Source organism: Pseudoxanthomonas daejeonensis (assembly GCF_010093205.1).
Lineage (GTDB): Bacteria > Pseudomonadota > Gammaproteobacteria > Xanthomonadales > Xanthomonadaceae > Pseudoxanthomonas > Pseudoxanthomonas daejeonensis.
Window position 1 is genome coordinate 1 of record NZ_PDWN01000005.1, and the last position, 15,803, is coordinate 15,803.

The window sequence follows — 15,803 nt, forward strand, 5'->3', positions numbered from 1 at the left end:
TTCATAGCTCTAGTATTGAGAAGGCACAGACAGCCACCGACTCTTCCACTTCCCTCTTCGTCGGCAGCGTCAAAGGGGTAAAAGAGACCGCCCCAGCTACCGCCGCCACCGTGCCCTGCCCAGCGCCCGCCACCACCGCCCAGGCTGGCAAGGCCGACCAGCAAGCCGATCACGCCGCCGGCCAGGCCGGTCAGCAGCAGCGAGGACACGAACCAGGCCACGCCACCGGAGGCGGCTGCCACCAGCGGCGCACGCACCGGGCGCGGCAGCCTGCCGAAAATGCCGCGCGCCACCTGGGCGACGACGAAGGCGATGAACAGCGCCGGCAGCCACGCCCCGCGCCCGGAGGATCCGGACGGGGGGTTGCGGCTGACCGGTGCCGGCAACGGCTCGCCATCGATGACCTTCACCAGCACCGCGGTGGCGTCCTCGATCCCGCCCCCGAAATCGCCCTGGCGGAACTTGGGCACCAGGTATTCCTGGATCACCCGGTTGGCGACCGCGTCGGGAATCGCGCCTTCCAGGCCGTAGCCGGTCTCGATCCGGACTGCGCGATCGTCCTTGGCCACCAGCAGCAGCACGCCGTCGTCCACGCCCTTGCGGCCCAGCTTCCAGGCCTCGAACACGCGCACGGCGTACTGCTCGATGCTGTCGGGCTGGGTGGTCGGCACCACCAGGACCTGCAACTGGCTGCCCTTGCGCTGCTGCAGGGCGCGCGCCTGTGCATCCAGGCGCCGCACGGTGGCGGCGTCCAGGGTGCCGGTCGTGTCGACCACCGGCGCGTCCAGCGGCGGCACCGGCGCCGGCGCGGCCGGCTGCGCCCACAGCGGCGTGCAGGCCAGCAGCAAGCTCAGGCCACACAGGCGCAGGGCGCGGGAAATCATCCGTGCGGCCGGATCAACCACCCGGTGCGGGCGGCGGCGGGGGCTGCGGCGCCGACGGTGCGGCAGGCGGAGGCGGGCCGAAGTCGACACTGGGCGCACGCTGGATCTGCGCTTCGTTCTCGACGCTGAAGTTCGGCTTCTCGCGATGACCGAAGATCTTGGCGGTGATCAGCTGCGGGAACGAGCGGATGAAGGTGTTGTAGTCCTGCACCGTGGCGATGTAACGGCCGCGGGCGACGGTGATCCGGTTTCCGGTGCCTTCCAGCTGCGCCTGCAGGTCGCGGAAGGACTGGTCGGCTTTCAGGGTCGGGTAGTTCTCGCTCACCACCAGCAAGCGCGACAGCGCCGAGGAAAGCTCGCCCTGCGCTGCCTGGAACTGCTGCAGCGACGCCGGATCGTCGGCATTGACCTGGACCTGGCCGACCCGGGCGCGCGCCTCGGTGACCTCGGTCAGCACCTGGCTTTCGTGCGCGGCATAGCCCTTGACCGTGTTGACCAGGTTGGGCACCAGGTCGGCGCGGCGCTGGTACTGGTTCAGGACCTCGGACCAGCCGGCCTTGACCGCCTCGTCCTTCTGCTGGATGGCGTTGTAGCCGCAACCGGACAGCAGCACGGTGAGCGCGACGATGGCCGCGACGATGATCGACCTGCGGAGAATTCCTTGCATGGCACGGCTCCTGTGTCCGGAATGGCGCGGGCCGGCCGGGAGCCGGCGCGCGGCCATTGCAGCACCGGCCCGGACACCGCGCAAGCGATGCCGGGCCGGCCATGTCCACAGCGTCCCGGCAGCGGCCGCCGGGACCGGCTCAGAACTCGCCGGCGCCCGGCACGTGCTTGCGCACGGCGTTGCGGCGCATGAACAGGTTGAGCGTTTCCACCAGCACCGAGAACGCCATGGCGAAGTAGATGTACGGCTTGGGCACGTGGATCGCGAAGCCGTCCAGGATCAGGACCACGCCGATCAGCAGGATGAAGGCCAGCGCCAGCATCTTGATGGTCGGGTTGTCGTCGATGAAGCGGCCGAGCGGGTTGGCTGCCAGCAGCATGATCGCCACCGCCAGCAGGATCGCGAACACCATCACCGGGATGTGCTGGGCCATGCCCACCGCGGTGATCACCGAGTCCAGCGAGAACACGATGTCGATGATCGCGATCTGCGCGATCACCACCCAGAACACCTGCGAGCTCTTGGTCGTGCGCGGGTCCTCGTCGTGGCCGCCGGTGATCAGCTCGCGGATTTCCATCGCGCCCTTGATCAGCAGGAACGCGCCGCCGAGGATCAGGATCAGGTCGCGGATCGAGAAGCCCATGCCGTAGAGGGTGAACAGGTCGCTCTGCATCCGCGCCAGGAATGCCAGCGAGATCAGCAAGGCGATCCGGGTGATGCAGGCCACCGCGATGCCGAACTTGCGCGCAAAGGCACGCTGGTGTTCGGGCAGGCGGCCGACGGCGATCGAGATGAACACCAGGTTGTCGATGCCCAGGACGATTTCCAGGGCGCTGAGGGTCACCAGGGTCAGCCAGACGTTCGGGTCGGCCAGGAATTCGAGATTCATCGTGGATCGGTTCCTAAGTTCGTTTTCAGAGAGCCAGAGCGGTTACAGCAGCCGCGGGCCGAGGATCAGGCCCCAGCACAGCAGCACGTTCATCATCAGCACGAACACGGCCGCCGAACCCATGTCCTTGGCACGCCCGGCCAGTTCGTGGTGCTCCGGGCCGTAGCGCTCGATCACCGCTTCAACGGCCGAGTTCAGCAGCTCGGCCGACAGCACCACCACCATCGAGCCGACCAGCACCGCCCGCTCGAGCCCGTTCGCACCCAGCCACAGGGCCAGCGGCGCGAGGATCACGAACAGGTAGACCTCGAGGCGGAACGAGGACTCGTGCATCCACGCCGCACGCAGTCCCTGGATCGACCACTGGGTCGCCTTGAGGATGCGTCCGGGGCGTCGGGGCAGGTGCCCGGTTTCGTCGGCCATGGTTCAGGCGTCCACGGCCGAAGGCACGCGGCAGGGCCGGGCGCGGGGCATCGGGGACGGTGCAGGACAGGGCGACATTGCGGCGTTGGACGACCTCGGGCCGGCAATTTTGCCACAGGAGCCTGTCCTACCCCCGAAACCTGCCCGACAAACGGGCAAATGGACCGGAAAACGCGCCTCGGCGCTGCCGAACCGGTACGCGGGGCGAGCTGCGCGCCGTCTAGCGACGGGACGCGCGCAGCGCCTGCTGCTCGACCAGGGTCAGGGCGACGTTGTCGCGCAGGTAGGCCGGCTCGGCCCGCTCGGCGGCGACCGCTTCGCCACGGGCGAAGGCAGCGGCGGCAAGCCGGGCCAGGTCCGCCGCCCGCGGCAATGCCGCTGCGTCCACCGCGGCCAGGCGCGACTGCAGGCGTTGCGCGAGCAGGCCGTCGGCCGCCGCGAAACCCGTGCCCACGCCCTGCCATTCGCCCCCGTCATCGGCCGGCAGTTCGACTGCACCCGGAGCCAGCACGCGTTCCACGTCGAGCGCGGCCAGGCCATCACCCTCACGCAGGAAAGCGCCCGCATACACCTCGCCCATGCGCGCATCGATCGTGGCGAGGATGCGCGCCGGTCCCGCCACGGCCGCTCCCGCGGCCAGGACGGCAAGCGTCGAGACCGGCACCACCGGCCGGTCCAGGGCCAGGGCGACGCCCTGGGCCAGCGCGATCGCCAGGCGCACGCCGGTGAATGCCCCGGGTCCGCGGCCGACCGCGATCGCATCCAGTTGCGTGCGCGCCACGCCAGCCTCGGCCAGCAAGGCATCCGCCCAGGGCAGGGCCAGTTCCGCATGGCGGCGCGGCGCGATCTCGAAACGCTCGCGCACCTGGCCATCCAGGTAGAGCGCGACCGAACAGGCTTCGGTGGCGGTTTCGAAGGCGAGCAGCTTCATCGGCGGCAGGGAGCAGTTGGGACTGGCCGGAAAGGGTAAACGATCACCGGCATGCGGACCTGCGCCATCCCCGGCCGAGGGCTCGCCTTGCCCGTAGGAGCGGGCATGACCGCGACACCGACGCCGTCGCAATCACGCGGCCTCGCTGTGCCGGCCGCCCCGGTGTCGCGGCCATGCCCGCTCCTACGCCCGGGCGAAGAACGCCTGCACGTCCTCGATCCTGCGGGTGACCGTGAACGACGGCAGCGACTCCATGAACACCCGGCCGTAAGGCTTGCCGGTCAGGCGCGGGTCGCACAGCACCAGCACGCCGCGGTCGGACTCGGTGCGGATCAGCCGGCCGACGCCCTGCTTGAGCGCGATCACCGCCTGCGGCAGCTGCTCGTCGCGGAACGGATTGCCGCCGCGGCGGCGCACCGCGTCCAGCCGCGCCTCGAACACCGGATCGTCCGGCGCGGCGAACGGCAACTTGTCGATCACCACCACGCTCAGCGCGTCGCCGGCCACGTCCACGCCCTCGCGGAACGTGGCCGAACCGAGCAGCACACCGTTCCCCGATTCGCGGAAGCGACGCAGCAGCTCGGCCTTGGGCGATTCGCCCTGCACGAACAGCGGCCACGGCGCGCCGCGCAGCGCTTGCGCCGCTTCGCGCAAGGCGCGGTGCGAGGCGAACAGGAGGAAGGCGCGACCGTTGGAAGCGTCCAGCACCGGACGCACGGCTTCCAGCATGGCCGCACCAAAGGTGCGCGTATTGGGCTCGGGCAGGTTGCGCGGCAGGTAGCACAACGCCTGCCGGGGCCAGTCGAACGGGCTGGGCTCGAGCAGCGTGTCCGGGTCGAACAGGCCGAGCTTGCGGCCGACGTGGTTGAAGCCCCCGCCCACTGCCAGCGTGGCCGAAGTGAATATCCAGGCCGCGCGCGAACTCTCCCGGTGCGCGCGCAGGGGGGCAGATACGTCCAGCGGCGTGCGCTGGCAGCGGAAGCCGCGCGGGCTCAACTCGTACCAGTACACCTCGCCGCCGCGCGCGGCCGCGGCGGCCAGCCGCGCCGGATCCACCCCACCATCGCCACCCGCGCCGTCGCCGGCGACGGTTTCGACCAGCGCCTCGCTCTCGGCATCGCCCTCTTCGAAGGCATCCGACGCCGCGCCGCCGTCGCGCCAGCGCTCCAGCCGCTCACCCAGGTCGCGCGCACGCGCCACGCAGGCATCGAAGCCGGGCGAAGTTGGCGCCAGCGGCGTCATCGCATCTTCCAGCGTACCCAGTGCATCGGCCAGCACGTCCAGGCCGTCGGCCACCGCAGGCAAGGTCAGTGCGCGGTAACGGGTACCGCGCGGCGGCAGCGCCTCCATCGCCGCGCGCAGTTCGCGCAACGCCTGCTCCAGTGCACGTACCGGGGCCTGCACCACGGCCAGCGCGCCGGTGGTCTGCTTGCACTCGGCCAGGCAGTCGCGTCCCAGTTCCTGGATCTGGCGCATGCCGAAACCTTCGCCGAAGAAGCTCGCGGCCAGTTCCGGAAGCTGGTGCGCTTCATCGATCACGAATGCCTGCGCACCAGGCAGGATCTCGCCGAAGCCTTCCTGTTTCAGCGCCAGGTCGGCCAGCAGCAGGTGGTGGTTGACCACGACCAGGTCCGCCGCCTGCGCGCGCTGGCGCGCCTGGACCACGAAGCATTCCTCGTAGAACGGGCACTCGCTGCCCAGGCAGTTGTCGACCGTGGAGGTGACCAGCGGCAGCAGCGGCGAATCGTCCGCCAAGCCTTCCAGCTCGGCCATGTCGCCGGCGCGGGTGCGCCCGCCCCAGGCGACGATGCGCTGGAACTGCGAGGCCTGTTCCGGACTGCTGAAATGCGCCTCGCCCTTGGCCTGGTTCAGGCGGTACAGGCACAGGTAGTTGGCGCGGCCCTTGAGCAGCGCGCTGCGCAGGCCCACGCCCAGCGCTTCGCGCACGCGCGGCAGGTCGCGATGGTAGAGCTGGTCCTGCAACGCGCGGGTGCCGGTGGAGACGATCGTCTTCAGTCCGGAAAGCAGCGCGGGCACGAGGTAAGCGTAGGTCTTGCCGGTGCCGGTACCGGCCTCGGCCAGCAGCACTTCGCGCTGGTCGATGGCGTCGGCCACCGCGGCGGTCAGGCGCTGCTGCGCGGGGCGCGCGACGAAGCCGTCGACGCGCTCGGCGAGCGCGCCGCCTTCGCTGAGCGCTTCATGGCTGGCATGGGCTAGGCGGGACATGGAAAGCGTCGGGGCGCGCACGCGTCAGGCCACGACCCGGCGCCCGCAGGGGCGCCGCGCCGCGGCAGCGTGCTACATGCGCTTGAGGCCGGGCACCGTGCAGGTGCCGATCTGCGCGTGGGCCGAGGCGGCGTTCTCCGCCTGCCCGCGCGCCAGCCGCGCCTGCTCGATCGTGGCCCAGTGGAGGCGGCACATCGGGCCGACCCGGGAGCCGACGTCGAACGCCTTGCGCGCCAGGGTCTCGGCGCGGTCGTACTGGCCTTGCAGCAGCGCGATCTCGGCACGTTCCTGCAGCACCGCCGGATCGTCCGGGACGATCAGCAGCGCCTGGTTCAAGGCTTCGGCGGCGGCTCCCACGTCGCCGGACGCGAGTGCGCGCGACGCCTTCGCGCGCAGGTCCTCGACCTGCGGGTCGCGCAGCGGCTGGACGTTGAGTTCGGTGTCGTCGACGCCCGCGGCCGCATGCACGGCGGCCAGCCGCTGCTGCGGTCCCGGGCCGGGCGCGGGCGCCGGTGACTGGACCGCCGGCGCGCAGGCGCACAGGAACAGGCACATCGCGACGAGGGTCGCGGTGGATCGCGTGGGGAATTTCATGCCGCCATTATGGCGCAGGCGGCGTGACGGGCTGCGCCGGTTCGGGCTGGGCGGCATCGGCATCGCGGTCGCGACCGAACAGCCGTTTCCAGAAGCCGCCGCCCTCCTGCACCTCGCCACCCTCGGGAGCTGCGCTTTCGTAGGCCGGCGCGCACGGCGCATACGCCGGCGCCGCACCTGCGACGAACGGGAAGCGGCGCGCACCCGGGCAATCGGCGTCGGTGCTGTAGGAGCCCTGCGGCTGGATCCACTGCCAGTCCAGCCCCTTGCCCGGGATCCGCAAGGGCGAGCTGGGCAGGCGCGAGAACAGCCCCGACCAGACCCGCATCGCGCCGGTAGCGCCGTACAACCCGGTCTGTTGGTTCTGGTCGTTGCCCATCCACACCACCGCAAGGTGGTCGCCGGTGTATCCGGCGAACCAGCTGTCGCGGCCATCGTTGCTGGTGCCGGTCTTGCCCGCGGGCGACAGGCGGCCCAGGCCGTCGGCCAGCAGCCGGCGCGCGGTGCCGTCGGTGACCGCCTGCTGCAGGGCCACGGAGACCAGGTTGGCGGCGATCGAATCGCCCTCCTGCGCCGGCGCCGGTTCGGTGTCGTAGCGCTTGAGCAGCTTGCCGTCCGGAGCGAGCACCCCGCGCACCGCGCGCAGCGGCTGGATCTCGCCACCGGAAGCCAGGAACTGGTACAGCTGCGCCATCGCGTACGGGCTCTGGTCGGTCGAGCCGAGGATCAGCGAGGGATTGGGCTCGGCCTGCACGCCCGCCAGCACCTTCATCAGTTGCGCCAGCCGCTCGGGGCCGACCTGCATGCCGATCCGCACCGTGGCCTGGTTGTAGGAATGGGCCAGCGCGTCGACCAGGCGCACGGTGCCGTGGCTGGTGTTGTCGGAATTGTCGGGCGACCAGGTCTTGCCGCGCGCCAGTTGCACGGTGACCGGCGTGTCCTCGACGAAGCTGGCCAGCGAGAACCGCTGCGGCTGCGCCAGCGCCAGCAGGTACACGTAGGGCTTGAGCAGCGAACCGACCGGCCGCTTCGCTTCGACCGCGCGGTTGAAACCATGGGTGGCGACGTCGCGCCCGCCGACCACCGCAAGCACGTCGCCGGCATGCACGTCGGTGACCACGACACCGGCCTGCAGCGGCGGCCGCTTGCCGGTCTGCAAGGCTTCGACCGCGCGCACCACCGCGCCTTCGGCGTAGGCCTGCGCCGATGGCGACATGCCGGTCAGCACGCTCAGGCCGGCGCCCTGCAAAGCGCTTTCCGGGTAGTCGTTGGCCAGCTGCCGGCGGACCAGGTCGATATAGGCGGGGAAACGGTTGGCCGCGGCCACGCCCGGCTGCCTGGTCACGCCCAGCGGCGCCTTGCGCGCGCGCTCGTACTCGGCGTCGTCGACCAGGCCGGTGGCATTCAGCATCGACAGGGCGACGTTGCGCCGCTCCAGCGCGCGTTCCGGGTGCTTGCGTGGATCGTAGTAGGACGGGCCCTTCACCAGGCCGATCAGCAACGCGGTCTGCTCGGTGGTCAGCGCATCCAGGTCGCGGCCGAACCAGAACTCCGCGCCCGAAGCCACGCCGTGGATCGCCTGCCCGCCACGCTGGCCCAGGTACACCTGGTTGAGGTAGGTCTCCAGGATCGTGCGCTTGTCGTAGCGCGACTCCAGGATGATCGCGTACAGGACCTCGTTGAACTTGCGCGTGTAGGTCTGTTCCTTGCCGATGCCCAGCAGGCCGCTGCGCGCCAGCTGCTGGGTCAGCGTGCTGGCGCCCTGGCGCTTCTCGCCGGCGAGCAGGTTGACCCAGGCAGCGCGCGCCATGCCCGACAGGTCGATGCCGTGGTGCTTGGCGAAATCGCGGTCTTCCACCGCCTGCAGGCCGGTGACGAGCAGCTCGGGCACCTCGTCGATCCGGACCAGGCGCCGCTCCTCCTGGCGCTGGCCATACAGGGTGGCGATGCGGGCCGGGTCCAGCCGCGCCGCCTTGACCGCGTTGCGCGAAGCGCTGTCGCGCAGGCTGGCCACGCGCCCCCCGGAAATGGCGACGTCCAGGCGTCGCGCCGGCACCTGGCCGTCGACGTCGGAATAGCCGCGGCTGGCAATCGTGAAACGGCCGCCCTCTTCGCGATAGCTGCCGGGTCGCTCGCCACTGCCATCGTCCTGGTAGCCGGCGGCGTCCAGCTCGGTCTTGAGGGTGCGCACGTCCATCGCCAGCTGCGGCTTGAGCTGCAGCGGGCGCGCGTAGACGCGGGTCGGGATCTGCCACTGCAGCGCGGCGAAGCGCTCGCTGACCTGGTGGTTCAGGTAGAGCATGTACGGGATCAGGAAGCCGGCCGCCAGCGCGGCACCCGCAAGCAGCAGGGTCAGCAGGTGGCGGCGCCAGGCCGGGGCGGCGCCTTCGTCGTCGAAGTCTTCGATGTCGTCAGGCTCGTGGCGTCGGGGCACGGGAATGCGAGAATGCGGAGTCGGCCGAGTCTAGCGCAGCCTTCCCTTCGCGCCGCGGACGCCTTTCACCCTCCTTCAGTCGGAGTTGCGAACCGGAATGCCCTCCACGCCGCTGGCCGAAGTCCGCTACTGGCTGGCGCACCTGCGCGGGCTGGCGCGCCGCGGCCTTTCCAGCCTGCGCAGCCGTGGCTGGCAGGCCACCTGGCAGCGCGTGCTGCTGCACGTGCGTCCGCCGCCACCGCCGCCGCGCCTGCCGCTGTACCGGGCGGATCCGGCACCGTTCGCAGCGTTCGCCGTGCCCGCCCCGCCGGCAGGCACGGCGCCGCGCGCCAGCGTGGTGATCCCGGTCTACAACCATTGCGAGGCGACCCTGGCGTGCCTGCGCGCCCTGGCCGTGCATCCCCCGGCCTGTGCTGGCGGTCTCGAAGTGATCGTGGTCGACGACGGGAGCAGCGATGCGACCGGCGAATGGATGGAGCAGATCGCGGGCCTTCGCTATCACCGCCGGGCGACCAACGGTGGCTTCATCGCCGCGTGCAACGACGGCGCGACGCTGGCCCGCGGTGAATTCCTCGTCTTCCTCAACAACGACACGATTCCACAGCCCGGCTGGCTGGACGCCCTGCTGGGCACCTTCGATGCCTGTCCCGATACAGGACTGGCCGTCGCCCAGCTGCTGTATCCCGACGGCCGCCTGCAGGAAGCCGGTGGCATCGTGTTCAACGACGGCAGCGCGTGGAGCTACGGCCGCTTCGAATCGGCCGACGATCCCCGCTACAGCTACGTGCGCGACTGCGATTACGGCTCCGGCGCCGCGCTGGCGATTCCGCGCGCACTGTTCGCCGAGGCCGGAGGCTTCGACACGCGCTACGCACCGGCCTATTACGAGGACACCGACCTGGCTTTCGCGGTGCGTGCACTCGGCCGGCACGTGCGGGTCCAGCCGGCCAGCCGGGTGCTGCACGACGAAGGCACCACGGCCGGTACGGACACAAGCACGGGCGTGAAGGCCTACCAGGTGCGCAACCGGCAGGTGTTCGCGGCCAAGTGGGCCGAGGCGCTGCGTGCCCATCCGGCACCCGGCACCGTCCCGGGCCCGGCGCTGCTGCATGGCCGGCAACGGCGGATCCTGGTGGTCGACGAGGCCATCCCGCGACCTGACCGCGACTCCGCTTCCTTGCGGCAGTTCAACCTGTTGCGGATGCTGCGCGCAGAGGGTGCGCACGTGGCGCTCCTGCCGACCGGGCTTGCCCACGCCGGCGCCGCCACCGCAGCGCTGCAGCAACTCGGGGTGGAGACCTGGTACGCCCCGTTCGCGCGCTCGGCACCGGCCTGGCTGCGCGCCAACGCGAAGCGCTTCGACGTGATCGTGCTCACCCGCCACCACCTCGCCGGCACCTTCCTGCCGCTGCTGCGCCGGCACGCGCCGCATGCACGACTGGTGTTCGACACGGTCGACCTCCATTACCTGCGCGAACGCCGTGGCGCCGAAGTATCCGGCGACGTCGCCGCGCTGCGTGCCGCCGATGCGACCCGCGAACGCGAACTGGCGGCGATGTCCGCCGCCGACATCACCCTGGTGGTCAGCGCCGAGGAGCAGGCGCAGCTGGCGCGCGACGTGCCGCAGGTGCGGGTCGAGCTGCTGTCCAACCTGCACGAGGTCGCAGGTCGCGGCCCCGATTTCGACACGCGCCAGGATCTGGTCTTCGTCGGCGGATTCCGCCATCCACCCAATGCCGATGCGGTGCTGTGGTTCGCGCGCGAGGTCTTCCCGCGCATCCGCCAGCGCCTGCCCGACGTGCGTTTCCACTGCATCGGCGCCGACCCGCCGGCGGAGGTCCGCGCCCTGGCCACGCAACCGGGAATCATCGTGCACGGTCACGTCCCCGACCTGGCACCGTACATGGACGGTGGACGCGTCGCGGTGGCGCCGCTGCGCTTCGGCGCCGGGGTCAAGGGCAAGGTCAACCTGAGCATGGCGCACGGCCAGCCGGTGGTGGCCACGACCTGCGCGGTCGAGGGCATGCACCTGCGCGACGGCGTCGACGTGGTGGTGGCCGACGACGCGACCGGGTTTGCCGACGCGGTGGCGGAGCTTTACGCCGCCCGTGCGCGCTGGCAGTCACAGGCGCAGGCAGGGCTGGACAACATCGCCCGCCACTTCTCGCTCGACGCGGCCAGCGCAACGGTGCGCCGGGTGTTCTTCAACTGAGTCGTCCCCGCGGCGTTCAGCGCAGGCCCGGGCGTGCACGCACCAGTTGCGCGGCGAACTCCTCCAATCCCGGCGTGGATGGATCCAGCCGGCGCGCCGAATCCAGCGCGTGCGCGGCCGCTTCCAGCTCGCCCGCACGCAGGCGCTCCTCGCCCACCGCCAGCCAGCGTTGCGCGAGGCGACGGCGGGCGGGGGCGAGCGCCGGGTCGGAGGGTGCCAGCGCCTGCCAGGCGTCATGGCAGTCCTGCGCCGCGCGCAGCCGGTTGTCACGCAACCCTTCTTCAACGCAGGCGGCCACGGCCGACTGCATGCGTGTCGCTGCAGCGCGTACTGCCGGATCGCCGGGCGCGAGTCCCTGCGCAGCGCGCAAGCGGTCGTAGGCGCTGGCCCCGGGGGGCTCGATCCAGTCCCCGCGCCGCAGCGCTTCGTCGAAACCCGCCAGCGTCCTGCGCACCATCGAAGCAGGGGCATCCTTCGTCCGCTCAGGCACGTGCAGCCGCGCCTCGGCGGCGCGTGCACGCTCCAGGTCGCGCTGCGCCTCGACCAGCGCGCTGGCCAGCGCGCCTGATGCCGGTGCCAGCGCGCGCGCCTGCGCCAGTGCCTCGCCGGCCGCATCGAAATGGAAATCGCCCGCCTGCCGCCTTGCGTGCACGACCAGCGCCAGCGCCACGCGCTGCGACTCCTGGGCGACGGCCGCGTCCGCCGGCTCGGCCTCATGCAAGGCCGTGACCAGGCGGGCGGCTTCGGCGAGCCGTCCCCGCTGTCGCTGTACTTCGACACGGCGCAACTGCGCGGCAAGCGCCTGCGCGTACGCCGCTTTCAGGTCGGGCAGGGCCACATGGCCCGGATCGTGCCTCCGGGTCAGCGCAAGCCAGCGCGCCGCACCCACCAGGTCGCCCTGCCTGAGCGCCGGCCGCACGCGTTCGAGCAGCAGCGACAGTGCATCTTCGCGACCCTCCAGCGCCGCGGGATCGTCCGGCGCGACGGCAAGCCACTGCGCGAACAGCGGCAATGCCGCTTCCACGTCGCCGGCCGCCAGCGCCGCTTCAGCGCGGCCGCGCACCACGCCCGGGTCGATATCCGCGAGTTCCGCCTGGCGCAGCTGCCCGGCGACCGCATCCACCTGTGCGCGTGGCAACTGCAGCTCCGCGGCCAGGGCCAGCCAGCGATGGGCCTCGTCGAATCGTCGTGCACCGATGGCTTGTCGTGCATTGGCCAGCGCCTGCCTTCCGACCCGAGCGAGCCCGGCGCGGGCCTCGCCGCGATCGCTGTCCAGGGCCTGCGCCGCCTCGTATTTCTGTCGCGCACCCTGGCCGTCGGCGGCGTCCAGCCGGCCCTCGGCCAATGCCCGCGCGCCTTCGTCGAGCAGGCGGTCGATCCGCGCCTGCGGCCACAGCCGGTCGGCCAATGGCTGGCGCAAAAGCAGCATCAGCGCCAGGAGCATTCCAACCGCCAGCAATGCCCGCGCCCACCAGGAGGCGGGCCTGCGCCAGGTGAACAGCCGCGGCAGCCGCGGCCGGCCGTGGCCACCATCCGTGTTGTTCACCCGACGGGAACTCTCATCACGACTGCAGCTTAGCGTGGCGGCACGCGGGCACCCTCACCCGGCTGTCGCAGCCACCAACGCAAACGGCCCGCACGAGTGCGGGCCGTCTGGGGTGGCAAGCGGGACGGAACGCGACGTCCGCCCGGTGCTTCATCCGTGGATCAGTCGTCGCCCTTGGACAGGTCGTCGTCGGCGACCACTTCGGCGGCGGCCCATTCCAGCGCCTCGCGCTCGGCGCGCTCGCGCTCGGACTTTTCGACTTCGTCGATCAGGGTGTGGTTGACGGTGCGGGCGGCGATCTCGCGCAGGGCCAGCACGGTCGGCTTGTCCTCGCTCTCGCTGTTGTCCAGGGTGGCCGGAACGCCGTTGGCCAGCTGGCGCGCGCGCTTGGAGGCCATCATGACCAGTTCGAAGCGGTTGTTGACCACTTCCAGGCAATCTTCGACGGTGATACGGGCCATAGGGGTTCCAGGCGACTGCGGTCGCCACTCAGAAAGGGGGATCGGGCGCGGAGTCTAAGCCGACGACCCGGGAGGAGGCAAGCATCCAGGCTGAACGCGCCTTTCCAATCAATCACTTAGGCCAGCCCTCCGCGAGGCCCGGCCCCTGTCCTGCCTGGCGGGCTTTACGGATCCCCGGGCGCCGGAGCGACCAGCGCCCCGATCAATGCCCCATGCCGGGCCTGCTGCTGGGCGCAGCGCAGGCGGCTGGCGGTGAACACCGCGCACATCTCGTCCACTGCGGTGTCGAACACTTCGTTGACGACCACGTAGTCGAACTCGGCGTAGTGCGACATCTCCTCGCGCGCGGCCGCCAGCCGCTGCGCGATCACCGCCTCGCTGTCCTGGCCGCGATGGCGCATGCGCTGCTCCAGCGCCTGCCGCGAAGGCGGCAGGATGAACACGCTGACCGCATCGGGCACCTTGGCCCGCACCTGCGCCGCGCCCTGCCAGTCGATCTCCAGCAGCACGTCGTGGCCGGCATCCAGCTGCGGGTCCACCGACTGCCGTGCCGTGCCTTTCCAGTCGCCGTGCACGCGGGCGTACTCGAAGAAGTCGCCGGCATCGATCATGCGCTGGAACTCGTCGGCGCCGACGAAATGGTAGTGCTCGGCGTGGCGCTCGCCCGGCCGCGGCGCGCGCGAGGTGAACGAGATCGACAGGCGGATCTGCGGATCGCGCGCGAGCACCGCATTGACGATGCTGCTCTTGCCGGCCCCGGAGGGCGCGGCCACGATGAAAAGCGTGCCTCGCATCTGGCTCATTCGATGTTCTGCACCTGTTCGCGGACCTGGTCGATCAGCACCTTGAGCTCCACCGCGGCCGAAGAAGTGCGCGCGTCCACCGACTTGGAGCCCAGGGTGTTGGCCTCGCGGTTGAATTCCTGCAGCAGGAAGTCGAGGCGGCGGCCGACCGGCTCGCGCTGGACGAGCACGCGGCGGATCTCGACGATGTGGCTCGACAGCCGATCCAGCTCCTCGTCCACGTCGAGCTTCTGCAACCACAGCACCAGTTCCTGCTCGGCCCGGCCCGGGTCGACCGGGTGCGGCAGGTCGGCCAGGCGCGCGGCCAGCTTGGCGCGCTGGCCCTCGCGGATCGCCGGGATCAGTTCGCGCACCTGGCCGGCGATGCGTTCGATCGCGTCCACGCGCTCGGAAATCGCCGTGGCCAGCTTGTCGCCTTCGCGTTCACGCGCAGCCACGAATCCGTCGAGCACCTCGTCCAGCAATGCCAGTGCCTGTGCCTGCAGGGCTTCGCCGTCCGCCGCCTGCACCCGCAGCACGCCGGGCACCTGCAGCAGCTGGGTGAACTCGACCTGCAGCCGCGGGAAACTGCCATCCAGCCGTTGCGCCAGTGCGCCCAGCTGTTCCAGCAAAGGTTCGTTCACGACCAGCCCGGCCGCCGACTCGGGCGCGCGCAGGCGCAACACCAGATCGAGCTTGCCGCGCTGCACCCGCGCGGCGATGCGCTCGCGCAGCACCGGCTCCAGCGCGCGCAGCTCGTCGGCCAGGCGCAGGCCGGTTTCCAGGAAGCGGTGGTTGACCGAGCGCAGCTCGCAACCCAGCAGCCCCCAAGGGGTGGCGCGTTCGCCGCTGGCGAAGGCGGTCATGCTACGGATCATGCGGGGTTCCTTCGGGCCAGGCGCTTGCGGCAAGGCGCGAATGTTAATCTAGCCGGCCTCCCGCGGCACGCCGCGCCCGGCGCGGGCCCGATCCGGTCCGCCGCGCGCACCAGGCGCCCGCCTCCCCCCATGGAATCCATCGAATGACCGTCGCCCGCCCCAGTGGCCGCGCTCCCGACCAGTTGCGCGAAGTCCGCATCGAACGCGGCTTCACCCGCCATGCCGAAGGTTCGGTACTGGTCAGCTTCGGCGAAACCCGCGTGCTGTGTACCGCCAGCGTAGAGAACCGGGTGCCGGCCTTCCTGCGTGGCAAGGGCGAAGGCTGGGTCACGGCCGAGTACGGGATGCTGCCGCGCTCGACCCACACACGCTCCGACCGTGAAGCCTCGCGGGGCAAGCAGGGCGGCCGCACGCTGGAGATCCAGCGCCTCATCGGACGCACGCTGCGGGCCTGCGTCGACCGCGGCGCGCTGGGCGAGCGCACCATCACCCTGGACTGCGACGTGCTGCAGGCCGACGGCGGCACCCGCACCGCGGCGATCACCGGTGCCTACGTGGCGCTGGTCGACGCGATCCGCTGGCTGCAGGCCAAGCGCGAGATCACCCGCGACCCGGTGTTCGGCGCGGTGGCCGCGGTGTCGGTCGGCATCTACCAGGGCGTCCCGGTGCTGGACCTGGATTACGCCGAGGACAGCAACTGCGACACCGACATGAACGTGGTGATGAACGACGGCGGCGGCTTCATCGAGCTGCAGGGCACCGCCGAGGGCCACGCCTTCCGCCGGACCGAGCTCGACGCGTTGCTCGCACTGGCCGAAAGCGGCATCGGCGAACTGCTCGCCGCGCAGCAGGCGGCCCTGGCACGGACATGACGGG

Annotated in this window: 14 protein-coding genes; 2 read left to right on the forward strand and 12 right to left on the reverse strand. The window is 71.1% G+C overall.

The genetic code is table 11. The features are described from left to right. From CSC65_RS06145 to mrcB, 8 genes are all read right to left on the reverse strand, one after another. A partial coding sequence (locus CSC65_RS06145) for a TPM domain-containing protein (RefSeq protein ID WP_162409511.1) occupies positions 1-884 on the reverse strand: 884 nt, incomplete at its 3' end. A gap of 13 nt (positions 885-897) precedes the next feature. After that, entirely contained in the window at positions 898-1,551 is a 654-nt protein-coding gene (locus CSC65_RS06150) for a LemA family protein (protein ID WP_162409513.1), read from the reverse strand. A gap of 139 nt (positions 1,552-1,690) precedes the next feature. Continuing rightward, positions 1,691-2,440 (reverse strand): TerC family protein, encoded by a 750-nt coding sequence (locus CSC65_RS06155; RefSeq protein ID WP_162409515.1) that lies wholly within the window; start codon positions 2,438-2,440, stop codon positions 1,691-1,693. A gap of 42 nt (positions 2,441-2,482) precedes the next feature. After that, the gene (locus CSC65_RS06160) at positions 2,483-2,863 is read right to left on the reverse strand and encodes a diacylglycerol kinase (protein WP_162409517.1); all 381 of its coding nucleotides are present in this window, start codon (positions 2,861-2,863) and stop codon (positions 2,483-2,485) included. Positions 2,864-3,083: 220 nt separating this feature from the next. Further along, a complete protein-coding gene (gene tsaB / locus CSC65_RS06165; protein WP_162409519.1) occupies positions 3,084-3,794 on the reverse strand; it encodes a tRNA (adenosine(37)-N6)-threonylcarbamoyltransferase complex dimerization subunit type 1 TsaB in 711 nt (236 codons plus the stop codon). 183 nt (positions 3,795-3,977) lie between these two features. Then, positions 3,978-6,020 carry a DNA repair helicase YoaA gene (yoaA, locus tag CSC65_RS16405; RefSeq protein WP_162409521.1) on the reverse strand — a complete coding sequence of 681 codons (2,043 nt, stop codon included), beginning with the start codon at positions 6,018-6,020 and terminating at the stop codon, positions 3,978-3,980. A 72-nt stretch (positions 6,021-6,092) separates the two neighbouring features. Further along, positions 6,093-6,614 (reverse strand): tetratricopeptide repeat protein, encoded by a 522-nt coding sequence (locus CSC65_RS06175; protein WP_162409523.1) that lies wholly within the window; start codon positions 6,612-6,614, stop codon positions 6,093-6,095. A gap of 7 nt (positions 6,615-6,621) precedes the next feature. Beyond that, on the reverse strand, positions 6,622-9,048 hold the full coding sequence (mrcB, locus tag CSC65_RS06180) for a penicillin-binding protein 1B (protein ID WP_162409525.1): 2,427 nt from the start codon (positions 9,046-9,048) through the stop codon (positions 6,622-6,624). A gap of 97 nt (positions 9,049-9,145) precedes the next feature. On the opposite strand from mrcB, the gene CSC65_RS06185 reads away from it, so the two are divergent. Further along, on the forward strand, positions 9,146-11,260 hold the full coding sequence (locus tag CSC65_RS06185; RefSeq protein WP_162409527.1) for a glycosyltransferase: 2,115 nt from the start codon (positions 9,146-9,148) through the stop codon (positions 11,258-11,260). A 16-nt stretch (positions 11,261-11,276) separates the two neighbouring features. Here CSC65_RS06185 and CSC65_RS06190 read toward each other — a convergent pair whose 3' ends face one another. From CSC65_RS06190 to CSC65_RS06205, 4 genes are all read right to left on the reverse strand, one after another. After that, positions 11,277-12,806, reverse strand: coding sequence for a hypothetical protein (locus CSC65_RS06190; RefSeq protein WP_238390300.1), 1,530 nt, complete (start codon positions 12,804-12,806; stop codon positions 11,277-11,279). A 161-nt stretch (positions 12,807-12,967) separates the two neighbouring features. Beyond that, positions 12,968-13,267: a DNA-directed RNA polymerase subunit omega gene (rpoZ, locus tag CSC65_RS06195; protein WP_162409531.1), complete on the reverse strand. Its 300-nt coding sequence runs from the start codon at positions 13,265-13,267 to the stop codon at positions 12,968-12,970. Positions 13,268-13,431: 164 nt separating this feature from the next. Continuing rightward, positions 13,432-14,061, reverse strand: coding sequence for a guanylate kinase (gene gmk, locus CSC65_RS06200; protein ID WP_162409871.1), 630 nt, complete (start codon positions 14,059-14,061; stop codon positions 13,432-13,434). A gap of 5 nt (positions 14,062-14,066) precedes the next feature. After that, complete coding sequence (locus tag CSC65_RS06205; protein ID WP_162409533.1) at positions 14,067-14,927, reverse strand: YicC/YloC family endoribonuclease; 861 nt, start codon at positions 14,925-14,927, stop codon at positions 14,067-14,069. A 143-nt stretch (positions 14,928-15,070) separates the two neighbouring features. Between CSC65_RS06205 and rph the strand changes: the two genes are divergently transcribed. Next, positions 15,071-15,799, forward strand: a complete 729-nt coding sequence (gene rph, locus CSC65_RS06210; RefSeq protein WP_162409535.1) for a ribonuclease PH — start codon at positions 15,071-15,073, stop codon at positions 15,797-15,799. Positions 15,800-15,803: the final 4 nt, after the last annotated feature.